General features: G+C 68.0%; 6 protein-coding genes. 2 read left to right on the top strand and 4 right to left on the bottom strand.

Translation table 11 applies throughout. The features are described 5' to 3' along the window. Window positions 1-108 precede the first annotated feature (108 nt). The 4 genes from CBW66_RS15125 to CBW66_RS15110 form a co-directional block, all read right to left on the bottom strand. Entirely contained in the window at window positions 109-13,800 is a 13,692-nt protein-coding gene (locus CBW66_RS15125) for a filamentous haemagglutinin family protein (RefSeq protein WP_086137456.1), read from the bottom strand. A 186-nt stretch (window positions 13,801-13,986) separates the two neighbouring features. Continuing rightward, on the bottom strand, window positions 13,987-14,934 hold the full coding sequence (locus CBW66_RS15120; protein WP_086137455.1) for a FecR domain-containing protein: 948 nt from the start codon (window positions 14,932-14,934) through the stop codon (window positions 13,987-13,989). Then, window positions 14,927-15,484 carry an RNA polymerase sigma factor gene (locus tag CBW66_RS15115; RefSeq protein WP_086137454.1) on the bottom strand — a complete coding sequence of 186 codons (558 nt, stop codon included), beginning with the start codon at window positions 15,482-15,484 and terminating at the stop codon, window positions 14,927-14,929. The genes CBW66_RS15120 and CBW66_RS15115 overlap by 8 nt, the downstream gene beginning before the upstream one ends. A gap of 2 nt (window positions 15,485-15,486) precedes the next feature. Then, window positions 15,487-16,149, bottom strand: a complete 663-nt coding sequence (locus CBW66_RS15110) for a secretin and TonB N-terminal domain-containing protein (protein WP_170932890.1) — start codon at window positions 16,147-16,149, stop codon at window positions 15,487-15,489. A 260-nt stretch (window positions 16,150-16,409) separates the two neighbouring features. Between CBW66_RS15110 and CBW66_RS15105 the strand changes: the two genes are divergently transcribed. Further along, window positions 16,410-16,775, top strand: coding sequence for a hypothetical protein (locus CBW66_RS15105; RefSeq protein ID WP_086137452.1), 366 nt, complete (start codon window positions 16,410-16,412; stop codon window positions 16,773-16,775). Between the two features lie 94 nt (window positions 16,776-16,869). Continuing rightward, window positions 16,870-19,218, top strand: coding sequence for a Tex family protein (locus CBW66_RS15100; RefSeq protein ID WP_086137451.1), 2,349 nt, complete (start codon window positions 16,870-16,872; stop codon window positions 19,216-19,218). Window positions 19,219-19,220: the final 2 nt, after the last annotated feature.

Here is a 19,220-nt window from a genome sequence, read left to right as displayed (position 1 = left end):
TGTTGCGGCGCTGGGCCGGCGTATTGTTTATTGCTAATGCTGATCTACTGATGCCTAGACAGCCGCCGCGCGCGGCGACTGCCGAATGTCATCAAATGTTCATAAATCTCATGGCTGCAGGCCGCGCCGCTCGTTTGGCGTGAGCGCCTGCAGCTGCGGCGCCGTCAACGGTCCCGCACCCAGCACCTGCACCACGCCGGCCGGCTGGTAGCTGGACGCCTGCGGCTCGCCGCCGCTGTGCTTGCCGGCGCCGCCCTCGTCCGCCTGCTCGTTGCCGAAGCCCAGTACCTTCACCGTGAACAGCGACGGCTGCGCCTGGCGCGTGGCGGCCCGTTCGCGCTGCAGCACGTCCTGCGCCGCCGTCACGGCTTGCGAGGCGGCCGCGCTGGCATTGCTCAGCGCGCCCACGTTCACCGCGGCGATGGCCGGCATGCCCGTGGACTTGCCCTGCACCTGGATGTTTTCCGCGTTGACTACCTGCAGCGCAGCCAGGTTGACGTTGCCCGAGACGCGGATGCCCGCCTCGCCCGCATCGATGGTGCCGAGCGGGGCGATCAGGTCGATGTCGCCAGGCGGCACCTCCGGGATCGGATTCAGGGTGGCGATGCCGGCGCCCGTGTTCGGCGTAGTCGGCGACAAGGTGACCATGCCGATGTCGTCGTAGACCCGGCGCTGCGGCGTAAACACCACCGTGGACTTGGAGCCGCGGCCGGCATTGATGTCGCCCTGCGCCGACCAGGCCAGGATGTTGCCGCCGAACGTGGTGAAGATGCGGCTCTGGCCCAGCAGGATGCTGTCGCGGGCATAGATCTGGATTTCACCGGCGCCCTGCGTCAGCACGCCCGAGCCTTCGCCCGGCACGAAACCGCCATCGACGCCGACCAGGGTGCGCCCGCCCGGCGTCAGGATGTCGATGTTGCCGCCGAAATCGGTATGGATGCCGGCATCGGCCAGGTCAAACACGGGCCGATGGCTGTCTCCACCAAGCGCATATTGCTCGCGAGTAAGGTAAGTGACCCCCTTGCGCGGCCGCGTGGTGCTGGCGCCCTCGCTGCCATCCAGATAGTAGGTGGCGCCACTGAACATGGTCAGGTCGCCCCCATACGTCACGGGCTTGCCCTGCGCATCCTTGGTCGGGAACAGCGTGGCGATGGCTTCGCGGCCGCGCAGGTAGCTGCCTTCGCGTACGCCGCCCGCTGCCGTGTATTCGCGCCCGCCAGCCTTGAGTTCGGCGAAATAGATGTTGCGCAGGAAGACACGTTGCTGTTCGGCCGGCAAGGCCGCGAAAAATTTGCGGGCGTCCATGCTGGCGGCATCGAAAGTCAGCCCGGCACCATTGCGCTGGCCGGCGCCATAGCGGGTTTCCAGCCAGTTGACCAGATGCAACTGGCTCGACAGGCCGTACTCACGCTGCAGGTCGCGCCTGACGGCACCGCTGGTGGCCTGGCTAGTTTTGTCGAGCTCGCTCTGGCGCGCGGCCAGGAAGGCTGGCGCGCCCGCCGCGTCGCCGCTGTAGCCAAATTCCGTGCGCAGCCAGTCGGCCAGGCCCAGACGGCCGCCATACACGGCCACCGCCTTGCCTGGCTGGTCGGCCAGGGACTTGCCCGGCTCGCTCAGGTTGGCCGGATCGAGGTAGCGTGCGGCGAAGGCGGCGTAATCGGGACCATGCGCTCCCACCCCGGCAGCGACCACGATGCCGGCGCCGCTGCTGCGGTCGCCCGGCTTGACGTTGACCACCGGCCCGATGCTTTTCAGTTCCGCCTTGTCTGCCATGTAGATGTCACGCCCGGCCGTCACTTCCAGCGTGCCGGGACCGGCCACATAGAAGGTGCTGTAACGCAGGTCGCGGCCCGCGCTGACCACCGAGACATCGTCCGGATTGTTGTGCACCAGCAGATTGCCACTCGCCGCCCCCAGGGTGGCGAGGGTCGGTCGCAGCGGCAGCGCCGGGTTGTTGTACGCCACCTGCGAACTCCAGCCCAGCAGGCCATCGGGCGTGCCGTCGAACAGGCCCAGCGCCGTGCCGGAGTTGACGATGTCACGTCCGGCGCGCAGCGCCACCGGCCCGCCGCCTTCGTACCAGGTACTGAGCCGCTCCGTCTTGCCGACATTGCGCGTGATGATCGATCCCGTGCGCAACCCGACAAGATCGCCCTCGGCGGCGTAATAGCGCGCCGGAAGCTGGCCCTGCACCGCATAGCCCGATGCGGTCGGCGGCGCAAACGTGAACAGCGGATAGCGTTGCGGCGAGCCGCCCGCATCGCGCGGCACGAACAGCAAGTCGGGCGCCTGCGCATTCTGGCTCACGTTGTGCGTATACAGGTCGCCGTACACGGTGACGCCGGAAACACCGGCGAAGCCGGGATTGAAAGGACTAGGCAGCATGGTCGGATCGGCGCCCGAAGCCGTCACCGAATAACCGCCCGCATAGATCGAATCACCGGCCATCAGTTCCAGTTGCCCCGGGGTGCTGCGGGTGAAATGTGGACTGACCGGCGAGGGTGCGAGCAGCAGGCCGGCCGCGGGTCGCAGCGGGACGCCCGTAAGGTCTTTGCCGCCCAGGCTGGAGTTGCCGTAGTAGAGGCTGCCGCTGGCCGCGACCGCCCGCAGTTGCGATGGCAGCACGAAGCGCCCGCCGGCGGACGCCAGGTTGGCGCTGGCGCGGTCATCCATCCAGGCGGTGGACGGCGTCAGGTTGCCGCCCGCACTGAACAGGTCGATGGCGGTCGATGGCGTCCACAGCGAGAACCAGCTGTAACCCTCGCCATCGTGCGCCACCCCTTGTGCGGTAAACGGCGTGCCATTGTTCACCTGCGTGACACGGCCGGCGTCGCCCACGCCACCGAGCACCAGGTCGCCGCGCGTATCGATGCGCACGCCGGCATCGCCCGGCACCAGCACCGGCCCGCCGCCGCCGATCGACGACGTGGCCTTGTAGACCTGATAGGCGCGCGACTCCTGGTTATCGCCCTTGTCGAAGCGCAACTCGATGCCGCCCACCGAGCCGGCCGCCATGCGCATGGCGCCGCGCAAGTTGACGAAGGTACTATTGAGGTCGCTACGGCTGCCCTCGAAGCGGGTCTGCGACGTGACCTCGCCCGTCGGCGTGGCGAACGAACGCACTTCGGCCACCGGGTTCAGGCCGCCGCCGATGCGGAAGTCCAGGTCGCCGCCGCCGGTCAAGGTCATCGCCGAACCGTCCGGCGCCACCCGGCCAGTGCTGGCCACCACCAAATTCAGGCCCTGGCTGCGCGCCACGGCGCTGCCGGACTGGTCGGCGCGGGTCGACAGCATGCCGGCGGCACCGCCGGCCTCCAGCACCAGGTTGCCGCCGCCCAGGGTGCCGATGCCCGTGAAGCCGGTCATCACCGGCAGCGTCTCGAACAGGTAATTGCTGCCGCTGCCACCGGCGACGTAGCTGCCGAAGTTGATCCACCAGGCGGTCGGCACGCCGTCAGCCTGGGCGACGGCGCTGCCGGTGCCCTGGCGCCACAGCCAGTTGCCAACACCTGTACTGCTGAGCTGGGGACGCATGTAGCCGAGGTCGTCCGTGCGGCGATCACCGCGGGCGGCGCCGACCAGATCGCCGGTCACGTCGCCTTGGGCGCGCACCAGCACGTTGCCGCCGTGGTCCGGATACCAGGCCTGGTACAGGCTTTGCGCACCGCCATCGACGTAGGGCTTGAAGGCCGCGCCATCGGGACCGAGGATGGAACCGTTGCGATCAGTCGCGCGCGCCTGACGGTAGGCGGCGCCAACGTCGGCCGCCTGCGTGCCGGCCGTGTAGACGCCATACGGCGAACTCTGGCTGAAGTTGCCACCGGCAAGCAGGTCCAGGTCGCCCGTACCGGTACGCAGCACGCTGAACAGCTGTTGCCGCGCCGGCTTGGCCACCGCTGGAAAACTGGCGCCCTCGGGCAGCCAGGTCACCAGGTCGCCCACGCCCCACTGGTTGTATTCCAGCAAGGCTTCCACGCTCGGAAAATCGTCGAGATTGATCTTCGTGCCAGCCGGATAGCCGGCATAGATGTCCGACTGGCCCATCCAGTAAAAGTTGCCCGCCACGCCAGGCGTCGGCGGCACGGCCACGGTGGGCAGCTCGTAAGCCTGGCCCATGCCGTAATGATGATCCGTCAGCAGCAAGCCCGCGTCCGGTGCCCCCTGGCGCAGCGCGCGGCTGTCGGCCGCCTGCGTATCGGCGCCGCCCACCAGGCGCATCGACCACGACTGGGAACCGCTCGCCAGCATCGGCGCCAGGGCCCAGTTGCGTCCCTGGTTGCCGGCCGCGTCACTCGGGCGCAGCTTGACCATATCGGCGCCGTCGGGCAGGCGCACCCAGGTTTCGCTCGGCACCAGCGCGCCCTTGCGCAGGGTCAAATTGCCAGCCAGTATCACCCCATTGGCAGGGGTATCGGGCACGCCATCGCCGTTATAGTCGGGGCTGGGCGTATCGTTGACCGCGCCGATCGGATACGGCAGCGGCACGCCACCGGGCCAGGTCATGGCGGCGACCCGCATCGGTACCGGCAGGCGGGTGCCGGCATCGAGCCGCATGCCACTGCTCAGCGTGACATTGCTGGCCAACACTGTGCCAGCCGCATATATCACCGCGCCAGCCGCATTGCGCACGGCGCCACCCAGCACGGTTCCGGCCGGCAACTGCAAGTCGGCCGTCAAGGTGGCCTGCGCCGGCAGCGCGGTGTCGGCGCGCAAGCCCATGGCTTTCATGGGCAGATCGTAGTTCAGGGTGCGGCCGGACTGGAAGAAAGTGTCGTCGGCCAGCGTGACCAGCTGGTCATGCGGCACGATGACGTCGGCGCCCCAGGGCACGCGGCCCTTGGTCAGCACCCAGCCATTGTCGTCCGGCGTGACCGGCAGGGCCGCACCGTCGAAACCGTCGTTCAGGCTGCCAAAGATGTTCAGCTTGCCGCCGGCGCGCAGCACCAGCGCGCCCGCTTCGCCCGAGCCGCGCACTGCGGTGTGCATGGCATGCGGGTTGACGCTGGCGTAGCGGTAGCCCGACAGGTCGATGTCGCCATCGACATGCAGGTCGCCGCCCGGCGTGGCGCTGAGGATGGCTACGCCCGGACGCAGGTGGAAGGCGTCCCGGTAGTTGCGCAGGCCGGACAGGCGGCCATTCATCAGCCCGTCATTCGCCAGGGCGCCCGTCATGAAGGCCACGCTGTCGTCGTGCTTGCGGTCCAGGTAGTCCTGGTCGATGACCTGGTAGGGACGGCCGTCGGCCGTCGCGTCGGTGCCCGGACGGGCGTCCGTGTACGACCAGAAGCCGTTGACTGTGATGGCACGGGCGCCGTCGATGGCCAGCGGACCGGCCGCATCGATGGCGATGTCGTTGCCACGAGCGCCACCGACACGTTGCGCGCTCAGTTCCAGCGTGCCCAGCGAGGCGATCCGGTCGGCCTTGCCGGCCGTGCCGGCGCGCAAGTCCATGCGCGCACCGCTGTCGAGCACCAGGCGGCCGCTGCCGGCATCGATGTCGATCACGGCACGGTTGGGTGCCTCGATGACCTTGCCATAGCTATCGACCCGCAACACGCTGCCGTGGGCATCGAGCACGGCGCTGCCGGCCAGGTGGACGCCGTCGCGCGCGGCCAGGCGGATGCTGCCGACCTGCTCGCCGCTGGCGTCGACGGTGCCCTTGACCGTCAGGTGGCCGGCATCGACCGAGACGTTGATTTCGCGTCCGCGCAGCTCGTTGCCCAGCACCAGGTCGCCCTGCTTGAGCTGGAAGCTGCGGCTGCCGACTACCCCGCCATCCGTCAGGCGTTGGTTCAGGCTGCCAAAGTCCGCGATATGCTGGCCGCGGATGTCGGCGCCGCCGGCCGCGAACGGCACCTCGGTGCCGCCGGCGTCATAGTGGCCGCTGCTGCCGCCCGCGATACCGCCCAGCAACGACACCGTGCCCGCTTCCTGGCCCAGCGCCGTGGCGGTCAGCTTGCCGGCGCGGTTCGATACGGCCGAGATGTCGATGCGCGAACCGGCAGCCTGGCGCACGTCGCCGCTGCGGCTGTCGAGTACCACGTCACCACCCCAGCTGTATTTGCTCACGTCGTGGAAGGCGATCTTGCGGCCGGCCAGGTCAAGCCGGGCGGCGTCGCCCAGCAGCACGTCGCGCTCGGCCGAGACAGTGAGCTTGCCGCTCGGCAACAGCACGGACGTGTCCAGGGTGACGCTGCGCCCGTCGAGCGCGATCTCCGCGCCCAGCGCACCGGCCAGGGCGGTCGCGTCCTGAGGCACATCCTTGGCCGTGGATGGCCTGGAGACCACGATGTCGCCGCCCGCCTTGATCTTGTTGACCGAGCCGGCGTTGCCGGTCAGCAGCGCCGTATTCAGGGTCAGGTTGCCGCCGCTACGCAGGTAGCCCTTGCTGGCCGTATCCCAGCCGCTTTGCGACTGGTAGACGGCCAGCGAGCCGCTATGGTTGGCGGTGATGCGCTCGGCGGCGTTGATGGCGACATCGCCAAAGCCGAGGATCAGCCGGTCCATGCTGTGGATGGTGTCTGGCCGGCTGTTGGGGCCATAGCCGAACTCGACCTGGCGGGCGTCGATCTGCAGGCGCCCCTTGCCGCTGCCCGCCCCTTCGGTGGCTGGCAGGCCCGGCGCCGTGGTGGCGCCATTCCACACCAGCACGTCGGTGTGGATGCGCGCGACGGCGTCGCTGCCGCCGGCGCCATAGATCGCCGGCGTGCCGATCACCAGGCGCTCCAGCGACGATTTTCCCGTGCTCGCGTCTATGGTCGACAATTCGACGTTGTCATAGAAATTAATGGCGTCGCGCGCCGTCAGCACCAGGTTGTCCAGCGCAGGTGCGCCGGCACTGGCGTCGCCGCGCAGCAGGCGGTCGAGAATGCCCTGGTTCAGCGTCAACCCGGCCGGCAGCGCATCGCGCGCAGCCATCGCCGCCAGCGACGCTTCGCTGCCGACGTTGATGCCGCCCACCGCCAGCACCAGGTTGCGCGTGCCGTAGGTGGTGGCGTCGCGCAGCTGGAAGCTCTGGTCCGTGGCGGCGGCGATCGTGCCTTCCGAATACAGCGGCGTCGCGCCGCTGCATGTGGCGCCCGGCGCGCAGGCGCCGATATCGATGCGGCCCGCCCCGCGGATCGGATCCGTGCTGAAGGTCGGGGCCAGCATGTCGAGCCGCCCGTTCGAAACGGCCAGCACGCTGGACGCGCCCGGCGCATACACGAAGCCGTTCGATGAATCCCAGGCGGCGGTGCCGCGGCCCAGCGTATTGATGCCGCCGCCCTGCTCGATGATGATGCCGCCGGCCTTGGTATCGGTCACCAGGAAAACCTCGCCAGCGCGCAGCACCGCGCCGTCGCGCAGCACGACCGTACCCGCGCCGCTCTGGAACTGCGCCACGTTGGCTTGCTGACGGCCGGTGAACGGATCGTTGTAATTAGCCACTGGCAAGCCGCCGATGCCCAGGCGCGGCGCGGCAATGGCGTTCAGGGCGTCCACGCGCACCGACGTGCCATCGAAACCGGCGGTGGGCGCGGCGCCGCTGCCCAGGATTTCATAGTTGCGCCTGTAGCCGCCCAGCAGCAGGGCGCTGCCGCCGAAGCCATCCTTGCCAGGCGTGTACTGCGCCTTGCCGGCAAAGCGCAGCGCGTCGGTGGCGGCGGTGCTGTCGCCGGCCACGGGTGCCACCAGGTCGAAGTGCAGCGCCTTGGCATCGCGTTCGAGCAGCGGACGCGGCACGCCGTCGCGCACGGCCTGGGCCAGCGCGAAGTCGGCATAACTGGTTTCGTTGAATTGCGAATAGCTGCGCAGCACGTCGGCCGACGTCAGCAGCGCCTGCGATGACCGCACGTCGCGCTGGCTGGTGTTGCTGATGCCCAGTTGCACCGCGGCGGCATACGAACCATTGCGCATGGCCGTGGCCGTCCCCATGGGCATGCCGCCGGCCGCCAGTCCATTGAGTTCGACCCGGAAGGCGCCCGGCAACAGGGCAAAGCTCGACGGCAGCAAGGTGTAGGTGCCGGCCGCCAGGCCAGGCACGCCGGTGCCGATAGTAATCTGGCGGCCCAGCGCCGGATCGCCCGCGCCGTTCTCGGCAACGACAGGCGCATAGGCGGCCTGCGGTCCGGCCACGATGGCGTAGACGGGGTTGGTGGCCAGGCCGGGCAGCACGAAGCCACCCTTGGCCGAGGTCTGCACCAATGGATTGAGGCGCGCATCGGTCGAGCCGCCGCGCCCGGCCAGGAAAGCGGCGCCCATGAGGCTGCCGCCGCCCGTCATGTCGAGCACGGCACCATCGCGCACGTCGACGCTCTTGCCGGCGAGTACGATCGCCGGATCGTTGCCCACGCCCTTGTACGCCACGTCGTCGCCGTCATACATGTAGCTGAGACCGTCGAGCGTGCCGCCGTAAGGCATGACCAGTCCATTCGCGCTGACCGAGGTCACGCTGCCGGGCAGCACATTGAGCTGGCTGGTCACCGCGCCCGAGCCGTTCATGCCCACCGCAATCTTGCCCAAGGGCGCCCGCAACACGCCGCCCTGGTTCACCGTGGCCGCGCCCAGTTCGAGCGAGCCGAATACCGAGTACGGCATGGCCGGCAGCGGCGCGGACGGATCGCCGGCGCGCTCGATGGTCAGGCTGCGCGCGGGGTCGAACTGGCGCACCATCTGTCCGTACTCGTTGAGCACCGATTTCTGGCCAACGATCACGCGACCCTTGGCGCCACTGGCAGGATAGATCTGCGCGCCCGCCAGGGTCAGGTTGCCGGGCGTGTACAGCGCGGCATCGCCGAGCATGCGGATATCGCCGCTGCTGCGCAGTTCCAGCTCGCCAAAGGCGTCACGCTTGACTTCCAGGTCCTTGGCGACGTTCTGCACGATGCTGCCATTGGCGCCGAAATTGACGGTGTTGGCAAGGTCGATCAAGGCGGCATCGAGGGCCAGGCGCGCAGTGTCGGCGACGGCCGGCGTGCCCAGCTTGCCGCCGCCCGCGCCGAGATTGCCCGAACCGTTGACCGGGTTGGGCAGCAAATGGTCATCGGCTTGCGTACGGGTGGTGCCCGACAGGCGGATATACGGTGCCGCCAGCCTGACCTGCGTGGCGGCGTCGGCCTTCTGGCCCAGCGCCAGCGAGGTGGCGGTCAGGCGCAGGCTTTGTCCCAGCGACAGGTCGACATCGCCATCAAAGCTGAGCAAGCCGTTGGACAGCAGGGCCAGGTGGTCGAAACCGCCGGCCTGGATGCGGTCGACGCCCAGGCGCGCCGCGCCGTAGCGCAGCGCCGGGTCCCTGTCGCCGGCCATCAGGTCGCTGGCCAGGCCGCTGTCGCCCTGCAGGCGCGACACCACCAGTTCGCGCGGCACGCGCACCGCGTCTTCGACGACGAGTCCCTTCAAGTCGATCTTGCCGACGATGCCGTAGTTCGGTGTTTCCAGGTTCAGCGCCAGGGTGCCGCCGGCCGCGCCCGCGCCACCGGCCGCCGCATGCATGCCGCCGTCAAGGAACAGTCCACGGAAGGAGCTGAGCGCGATGCTGCCGCCGTCGCCGGCCACCAGCACGCTGCCCTGGCCGGGCAGGTCAAGTGTGGCCGCTGCGCCGGACGCTTCCAGGCGCGCACCAGGACGCAGCACGACAAAAGCGTCGGCCGCCTCGACCCGGGTGGCGTCAAGCTTGTGCCTGGCGCCGATCTCGATGGTGCCGCCGCTGCCGACATGGCCATACACGCCTCCCTGGGCATCGATGGCGGTGGCCGCGCGGCCGGCCACGTCGAGCACCGCGCCGTCGCCGATCCAGATCGACTGGGCATTGGCGCTGCCATCCGGACGATTGCTCTCGTTACCGGTGACCAGCAGGCCCGGCAGCACGGAAATGCGCCCGCCGGCGGCACTGAGCTTGCCTTCCACCGTGACCTGGCCATTGCCGGTGAGGCTGATGCTCTGCCCCTCGTCCACACGCAGCGCGGCGCCCTGGCCGATCACCAGCGGCGCCTTGGCGCTGCGGGTGCCGGCCGCCAAGGCGATATCGGCGCCGGCGCGTTGCGTCAACACGCCCTTGACGGCGTCTTCCTGCCACTGCGGCCCCAGCCACGGCTGCAAGGCGGCGGCGGGATCGGCGCCGCTGGCCAGCGTGCGCGCCACCGCCGGATCGGCGCGCAGCACCGGCATCGCCACGTCGATGGCGGCGCCCTGCGCCACCTGCACGCCTTGCTGGCCACTGATGTCGTAGTGCGCAAAGCCGCGCTGGAACAGGGAACTGTCCAGTATCAGCAGCGGCTTGATCGCCAGATCCTGCGGCACGCGGTTGCCGGCCATCAGGCGGTCACCCGCGTTGAGGGTCACGTCCGCCGCAAACGCGGTGCCGGCGGCCACTATCGCGCTATAGGGAGCGACGGGCATGCCGTTCGGGAACGCCGCGGCCGGTACCAGGTAGCCGGAGCCAAGCTTGCCCTGCACGCTGTTCAGCGTGACGCCTGCCGGCACGGTCATGCCGGACATGTACGTGGAGCCATTCGTGGCGCCGATGTAGATATATTCCCAGCTGACCGAGGCCGGCGGCACCACCCACGGGGCAGCCAGGGTGTAGGGACGCGACACGCTGAAGTCAGGCAGGTCGAGCAACGGCTGGCCGGGCGCAAGACGGTTGCTGATATAGCTGAAATCGCTGTCGAGCACCGTGCCGGCCTTGATGGTGAAGGCCTCTGCCAGGGTCAGGTGCACCGGAACAGACTGGCCCGCCGGCAAGATGCCGTTCTCGGCCAGCACGCCGCCACCGATGGCCACGCCGATGCCGGAATCGATGCTCAGCGTGCCGCCCCCCTTCACGCCGTAACCGCGCAACTCGCCGTCCATCACCAGCGCCGCCGAGCCTTTTCCATCGACGTCGTTCTGGTTTGATTTGAGAGTGATGTTGCCGCCACGCCCGCCCTGCAACTTGCCATTGGCCAGCGTGGCCGCGCCGGAGGAAGTGTCGATGACGCTGCCGGCAGCCAGGGTGACGGCGCCGCTGCCGACCAGCGACACCTTGCCGCCATTGACGTACGGCAAGCCGGAAATGTCGCTCGGGTCCAGCTGCAGCTGGCTCCACAGGCCGCGGGTGTCGAGCGTGACGCCGGATGCGACCTTGATGCCGGCCGTCTGCCCTTTCGGTGTCGGCGCGATGACGGTGTCGATCCAGCCATTGCCGCTGCTGGCCAGCTTGTTGACGATGTCGCCGAGGGCGATGCTGCCGCCGCGCGCGCTCAAGCCGGCATTCACTGCTACCTCGGGAGCGTGCAGCGCAATCTCGCCGCCAGGAGCGACTTGCACGGCGGCATCGACCGCGATACCGCCGGTGACATAGGCCTTGAAGCCGCCCAGTTGCTGGGCGTTGAGCCAGCCCGCATCGAGGAAGGCCTTGCCGACCAGGCTGTCAGGCATGGCGTCCGGCAGGCCGGGCGCGGCCATTGGGGCGCTGCCAGCGCCGGCCGTGCCGACGTGCAGCGACTGCAGCAGGGCCGTCGGGTTGTCGCGCAACTGTGCGCTGGTGGCATCGAATACCGGCACGATCTGGCCCAGCAGCAATTCTCCCTTGCGGGGCGCCGCCAGCTGCGACTGGCGGTAGCTATCCAGGGTGGCATCGCGCGTCGCCTTCTGGCGCTCGCCCTGGAACACGCTCGATTCGATGCCGCCTTCGAGCACCGCGGAACCGGTGCCGACGATGACGCGGCCAGCGTCACGGCCCACGATATAGCCGTTTTCCAGGCGTTCGCGCGCGCCGATCAGGGGGTTGGCAAAGTTTTCGGTCGCCCCCTCTCCCCAGCGCTTGTGCAACGATTCGAATCCACGATACAGGCCGCTATAGAGCACGTCGCCGGGCGCCGTCGACAACCGGTACAGCTGGCCATCCTTGCCGCTGAGCCAGCTCTGGCGAATCATCCCGGTCTGGACGTCGAAGGTGCCGCCGGAAACATTGAGCGAGGAACCGGCCTGGGTCACCAGTTCGCCGCCCTTGAACGCCACCGTGCCGCCCTGCGCCGCCCATTCGCCGATGCCATGGCCACTGGTGTTCAGATAGCCGCTCACTTCGAGCAAGCCGCCGCCCGTGTACCAGCGGTCGGTAGGATAGCCATTCGTGCCGGCCGCCACGCGTACCAGGTCCCGCCGGTCGACCCACAGGTCGGCGTTGTTGAGCACCTTGCTGTCGCGGTTGCCGGGCGCGTCGCGCTGCTCGTTGCCCTGCGCATTGATCAGCACGTTGTTCGAAGCCATCGCCACGTTGACGCCGACGGCACCGGAAACGTCGATGCTGGCGCCGCGCGCGACTTGCGTGCGGCGCGTGGCCAGCGCATTGACCTGGCCGCCGGTGGCCAGGGTCAGCGAGCCGCTGTCGAAGACGATGTCACGGCCGGAGGCGATCTGGATCAGCGAGAGGTCGCGGCGGTTGTAGGCACCGTCGCTGAGCAGGGCTGAGTCCTTGATGAGCGCATCGCGCTGCACGTCCAGCGCGGTGGCGCCACTGTCGTCGAGCAGTACCGTGGTGAGGCTGTCCGGCGCCAGGGTGACCAGGCCGTCGCTGCCGTCGGCCTTCAGGTGCACGGTGCCGCGTGTCGTCACGCTGGTGCTGCTGAGCAACACGCCGGCCTGCTGCACGTCGCGGCCCACCAGGGTGACGTCGCCGGTGAGCGCCTGCACCAGGCCCGTATTCATCGCCGTGCCGGCGCCACTGTGCGCGTTGAACTTGGCGTCGACCTCGTTGCCGCGCGTGCTGGAGGTCTGGTTGGCGTCCGTGCCCAGCCCCTTGCGGATGACGAAGCTGTCGCCGGCAACCAGCGTCACCTGGCCGTTCGGCGCCGACAGGCTGCCGCCGTTATGCACTTCGCGCCCGGCCAGCAGCACATAGCCGCCGCCTTCCGTCACCGTCTGCGGCTTGCGCGTGCTGATCTGCGCGCCGGCCTGCACCACCACGTCGGCCGTGGCGTTGCCGTGCGTGGCCACGCTGCCGTTTAGCACCAGGTCGTTGGCCAGCGTGGGCTTGAAGCCCGAGCCCAGCGTTTCGCTGTAGATGCCCTTCTTGAATTGACTGTCGCTCATGCCCACGGCGGCGGCCACCAGGCTGCGCGTGTCGACCTGGCTGCTGCCCGTAAACAGGATGCCGTTGCGGTTGACCAGCATCACCGTGCCGTCCGCCTTGATCTGGCCACGGATCTGGCTGGGCCGGGCCAGCGGATCGTTGACCCGGTTGAGCACGGACCAGTTCGCCAACTGGTCGAATTGCAGGGTGGTATTCTGGCCGATATTGAACGTCTCCCAGTTCAGGATCGCCTTGTCGGCCGTCTGCTTGACGGTCACCACGGTCTTGCCATCGGCCTGCGCCTGCGTGGGGCCATTCGCATTGAACCAGCCTGCCGTCAGGCTGTTGCTGTCGACTTTCAAGCCGCCTTCGGCCAGGCCTTCCGGCACCTTCGCGCCGGCGGCGATGGCCGCCTGGCGCGCCGCCTGCTGGGCCGCCTGCTGCACCGCGATGGCGCGCGCCGCCAGTTGCAGATTGTTCAGCGAACTTTGCAGCTGCGCATTGGCTTTTTGCTGCTGCGCCTGCTTATTGTCCGTCCCGATGATGGCCTGGCCATTCGGCAAGCGTCCGGTGGCGGCGGCCGTGCCCTGCTGCGCGCCCTTGCCCGCAAACCAGGCGCCGCTGAACGGCTGCTGCGCCTGCACGCCGCCCGTCTGCAGCAGCATGGCGATGGCCAGCGCCAGCGGTTTCAGGCGCACCGGGCGCCCGGTCCGGTTGCCCGCCATGGCGGAGGAGGATGCGTGTTTCGTGACCGACTTGCTTCGCTGCATGGCGACATTCCCTTTTCATGTTCCGTTGCTGACCGATATCGCGAGGCGGCGCGCGGCACGCACGGGGCGGGCGGCAGGCACTGATTCGCGGCTTCCAGCAGCATTGACAGGGAACAAGGTCCGGGACTGCAAAAGGTCATGAAAATGTCATAATTGGCGCTCCGCCTTGGCGTGCCAAGGCGGGCCTCAGCCGAACAGCACGATGCCGCCCGGCAGCCGCGTCACGCGCGCGCCATATGCATCCTGGATCAGGGCGATCACATCGTCGAGGCGGTCGAGCGAGAAGCTCGCTTGCACGCGCGTGTGCTTCAAGGCGTCACCATTGAGGATCAGCTTGCCCGGACGGTAGCGGTTCACCTCGTCCACCACCTCGGCCAGGGTGCTTTGTTTAAACACCAGCAGCCGGTGGCGCCACGCGCTGACGTCGCTTTTTTCCACGGCGCGGGCGATGCCGAAATGCTCGGGCCGGTAACGCAGCTGCTGGCCGGCGGCCAGCTCCGCATCGTTGCCGGCCTGCGCCACGCGCAAGCGGCCCGCCAGGCACGTCACGCACACTTCCTGGCCGAACAGGCGGATATTGAAGCGTGCGCTGCCGGCCGACACCATGCCGTCGCCCGCCTGCACGCGCACCCTCGCCGCACCGCGCAGGCCGGCCTGGAATTCCGCCTCGCCCGCCAGCAGCACCAGCGCCGCGGCGCCGTCCTGCACGGGCGCCGCGTCGAGACGCGTCTGCGTATTCATCTGCACCAGCACGCCGCCATCGAACGCCACTTCGCGCTGCTCGCCCGTACCGGTGGCGTAGTCGGCGCCCAGGCCCGCCACGGCCGGCCACAGGTCCGTGGGCGGGCGCAGCACCAGCAAGCCCAGCGAGGCAGCCACTGCGCCGCCCAGCCAGGCGCGCCGCGCCACGTTCACGGGTGCCTGCGCCCGCTTGACCGCATGCGCGGCGGGCGCCATCGCACTCCACACGGCGCGCGCCTCGGCAAACGCCGTCGCATGCTTGCGGCTGCGCGCGCACCAGTGGCGAAACACTTGCGCATCGCGCTCGCTGACCTGGCCCGAGGCCAGGCGCACGACCCACGCCTGCGCTTCCTTCTGGATGACACCCATATCGTCTTCCGCTTGTTCAGTCATGATGTGTAGACGTTTTTCCCGCGCCGGGACCGAAGCGCTGGATGAAATCGCGTCCCATGCGCTCGCAACAATGTTCCAGGCCGGCGCGCAATTCCTTCTCCACCGTGCGGGCGGAAATGCCGAAGCGCTCGGCGATGTCGCGGTGCGGCAACTGATCGACGCGGGCGGCGATGACGATGGCGCGCCGGCGTTTCGGCAGCTCCTGCAGCGCCCGTTCCAGTTCCTCGATTTCGGCGCGCGCGCTGTAGGTGCGGGCCGGGTCGGCCAGCTCGTCGGCCATCTCGTACAGATCGTCGATATCGGGCAGGCTGAGCAGGCGCGCATTGTCGCGGCGTTGATCTTCCGCAATGTTGATGGCGATGCGCATCAGGTAGGCGGACGGGTAGCTGATCGCCTCGGGCGCGGTCATCTTTTCCACTCTTAAATATGTTTCATGCAGCGCATCGTTGGCCAGGTCTTCCGAGCCCAGGCGGCGCTGCAGGTGGCGGCGAAACTGTCCGTAGCGTTCCAGGAACAGCTTGCGCAAGGTGGCTTTCAGCAAGTCCGACATCGTCAGGGCGCTCCGGCCGGCAGGTAGGGCGCGCAATCGGCGCCGGGGTCGGGCCGCGGCGTCAGTAAAATCGTCAGCGGTTGCGGCAAACCCGCCGGCGGCACGCCATCCATCAGCAGGCTGCGCAAACGCTGCAACACGGCGCGGTCGCGCTGTTCCACGCCGCTCCCTTCGAGCACGTGCACGTCGCGCACCTTGCCCCGCTCGTCCAGCCACAGCTGGAAGGCCAGCCGGTAGCGGCCGAAGGCGTCCGGATGCAAGCGGCACAGGGCGCGCGTGAGCGAGCGCTGCAGGACGGACGCGTAGCCTTGCAACGGTGGCGCGGCGGGAGCGGCCTCGGCCGGCACGGGCGCCGGCGCCACAGGGGCGTCGGCCAGCGCCAGCAAGGTAAACGCATTGCTGCCGCTGAAGCGCGCGCCCAGCTGCGTGCCTGCCAGCAGGCGCTGCAGTGCTTCGGCCGGCGTATACTCGCCGCGCACGGGCGCCGCCACTCTGCCGGCCGCCAGCTGGCTGCTGACGAGCACGGAGTACCCGGTCACTTCGCCAAACGCCACCAGGGCCGCGTCGAGCGGCTGGGCGGGCAAGTCGAAGCGCAGGGTAGAGTGCGCGCTGGCATCAGCGCCATCCGCACCGGCAGCGGGCCGCGCGAATGTCATGAATGTCATCAATGTCATCAGCAAGCAGGCGGACAGGGCATTGCCCCTTGCGGCGCGGCGGTGGCTTAGTGTCATTTTCCAGGGGAATCAACGAAAAATCCTGCTCATGAAGTGTCTTGACTGCAATGTTGTCTGCAGAATGGCAGGATGGTAGCTGCGTAAAATGACAACTGCATGACATCGGTCATATAGCTGCCGGGCTGGCGTGTCATCACTGCGACACATGACTTTGCTATGCTGAGCGCTTGTCCACCGCTCCGGGAGCCGCCATGGCACGCCTGTTATCGCTGTTGCTGTTGATCTGCGCCGCCCTGCCCGCGCAGGCGGACGAGCACACCGTCGTCGTGAAGGCACCCGCCCCCCAGAAAGGCTGCGCGGAAGCGGAAGGGCAAGGCCAGCGCGCGCCATCGATGTCGTGCCTGACTGAAAAATTATTGCCAAACAGCAACACCCTGAACCGGCCGCCGCCCACCCTGTCCGGCGCCGAAGCGGTCATGCAGCGCCCGTCGAACCAACTGGGGCTGTACAACCGCGCCGCCCTCGAACACCGCATGGGCAATGCCTTCGGCAAGTCCGTCACGCCGCAGAGGCCGCCAACTCCCGCACCCGCCAGCCCGCTGCTGCCGGCCCGCTAGGCCGCTTGTCAACGCACAGTCCATTTGCGCTGTCAAGATTGCGCAATCGCGCCGATTGCGTATCATTCCAGGCTTGATCGCTCTGGAAACAACCATGCTGCCCACTATCGAACAACGCCTTGCCCTTGAACTTGCCGCCAAACCGGTGCAGGTTGCCGCCGCCATCGAACTGCTCGACGAAGGCGCCACCGTGCCCTTCATCGCCCGTTACCGCAAGGAAGCGACCGGCGGCCTCGACGATATCCAGCTGCGCCTGCTCGAAGAGCGCTTGCGCTACCTGCGCGAGCTGGAAGAGCGGCGCGCCGCCATCGTGGCCTCGATCACGGAACAGAACAAGATGACGCCCGAGCTGCTCGACGCCGTCATGCACGCGGAAGACAAGACGCGCCTGGAAGATCTGTATCTGCCGTACAAGCAGAAGCGCCGCACGAAGGCGCAGATCGCCATCGAAGCGGGCCTGATGCCGCTGGCCGACGGCTTGCTGGAGAACCCGGAACTGACGCCGGAAACGGAAGCGGGCAAGTTCCTGCGCGACGCGTTTACGAGTGCCGACGGCAACAATCCGGGCGTGGCGGACACCAAGGCGGCCCTCGATGGCGCGCGCCAGATTCTGATGGAGCGCTTCGCCGAAGACGCGACGCTGCTGCAAACCTTGCGCGAATACGTGCAGGAACATGGCATCGTCGAATCGAAAGTGGTGGAAGGCAAACAGGACGAAGGCGAAAAATTCGCCGATTATTTCGATTACTCGGAAACCATTTCCACCGTCCCCTCGCACCGCGCGCTGGCGCTGCTGCGGGGCCGCCGCGAAGGCATCCTCGACGTCACCCTGCGCCTGGACACGGAAGCGGAAAAACCGAAATGGGATGCGCCGCACAATCCGTGCGAAGGCCGCATCGCCGCCCGCTTCGGCATCAAGCAACAAGGCCGCCCGGCCGACAAGTGGCTGGCGGACACGGCGCGCTGGACCTGGCGCGTGAAAAGCTTCATGCACCTGGAAACGGAACTGATGGGCGCGCTGCGCGAACGCTCGGAACTTGACGCGATCAACGTGTTCGCCACCAATTTGAAGGCATTGCTGCTGGCCGCGCCGGCCGGCCAGCGCGCCACCATGGGGCTCGATCCTGGCTTGCGCACGGGCGTGAAAGTCGCCGTCGTCGATGCCACCGGCAAGGTGGTCGACACGGCCGTGATCTACCCGCACCAGCCGAAGAACGACTGGGACGGTTCGCTGCACACGCTGGGCCGTCTTGCTGCCAAGCACAATGTGTCCTTGATTTCGATTGGCAACGGCACCGCCTCGCGCGAGACGGACAAGCTGGCGCAGGACTTGATCAAGCAGCATCCGGAAGCGAAGATGACGAAGATCGTCGTCTCGGAAGCAGGCGCGTCGGTGTATTCGGCGTCCGAATTCGCCTCGAAAGAGTTGCCGGACATGGATGTGTCCTTGCGCGGCGCCGTGTCGATCGCGCGCCGCCTGCAAGACCCGCTGGCCGAACTGGTCAAGATCGACCCGAAATCGATCGGCGTGGGCCAGTACCAGCACGACGTGAGCCAAAGCCAGCTGGCACGCTCGCTCGATGCCGTGGTGGAAGATTGCGTGAATGCCGTCGGCGTGGACGTCAACACGGCATCGGCGCCGCTGCTGGCCCGCGTCTCCGGCCTGTCGGCCAGCGTAGCGCAAAGCATCGTCACCTACCGCGACATGAAGGGCGCGTTCACGTCGCGCGCGGCCTTGAAGGCCGTACCGCGCCTGGGCGACAAGACCTACGAACAGGCGGCGGGCTTCTTGCGCGTGATGGGCGGAGAGAACCCGCTCGACGCCTCGGCCGTCCACCCGGAATCGTACCCGCTGGTGGAAAAGATCCTGGCCGACATCAAGAAGGATATCAAGGCCGTCATCGGTGAGACCGCCTTGCTGAAAACCCTCAGCCCGGCAAAATACGCGGATGAAACGTTCGGCGTGCCGACCATTTCCGACATTCTGAAGGAACTGGAAAAGCCGGGCCGCGACCCGCGTCCGGAATTCACGACGGCCACCTTCAAGGAAGGCGTGGAAGAAATCCGCGACTTGCGTCCGGACATGATACTCGAGGGCGTCGTTACCAACGTGGCCGCCTTTGGCGCCTTTGTCGACATCGGCGTGCACCAGGATGGCCTCGTGCACATTTCCGCCCTGTCGAACACGTTTGTCAAAGATCCGCACACGGTGGTCAAAGCGGGGCAAGTGGTGCGCGTGAAAGTGCTGGAAGTCGATGAAAAGCGCAAGCGCATCGCGCTGACCATGCGTTTGACGGACAGCGCGCCGCAAGCGGGCAGCAAACCGGAGCAACGCGGCGACCGCAACGACCGCCGCAGCATGGCGCAGCACCAGTCGCAGTCGCGCAACGCGCCAGAGCCAGCCGGCAGCATGGCCGCCGCGTTCGCCAAGCTGCGCGGCTAAGC

The organism is Janthinobacterium sp. GW456P (genome assembly GCF_002127655.1).
Classification (GTDB): domain Bacteria; phylum Pseudomonadota; class Gammaproteobacteria; order Burkholderiales; family Burkholderiaceae_D; genus Janthinobacterium.
Note: the sequence above shows the minus strand (reverse complement) of the source record. Positions and strands in the feature narration are given on the sequence as shown.

Coding starts and splice junctions, on each gene's coding strand:
- CBW66_RS15100 (WP_086137451.1), top strand. CDS start 16,870: ATGCTGCCCACTATCGAACAACGCCTTGCCCTTGAACTTGCCGCCAAA.
- CBW66_RS15115 (WP_086137454.1), bottom strand. CDS start 15,484: ATGTCGGACTTGCTGAAAGCCACCTTGCGCAAGCTGTTCCTGGAACGC.
- CBW66_RS15120 (WP_086137455.1), bottom strand. CDS start 14,934: ATGACTGAACAAGCGGAAGACGATATGGGTGTCATCCAGAAGGAAGCG.
- CBW66_RS15105 (WP_086137452.1), top strand. CDS start 16,410: ATGGCACGCCTGTTATCGCTGTTGCTGTTGATCTGCGCCGCCCTGCCC.
- CBW66_RS15125 (WP_086137456.1), bottom strand. CDS start 13,800: ATGCAGCGAAGCAAGTCGGTCACGAAACACGCATCCTCCTCCGCCATG.
- CBW66_RS15110 (WP_170932890.1), bottom strand. CDS start 16,149: ATGACATTCATGACATTCGCGCGGCCCGCTGCCGGTGCGGATGGCGCT.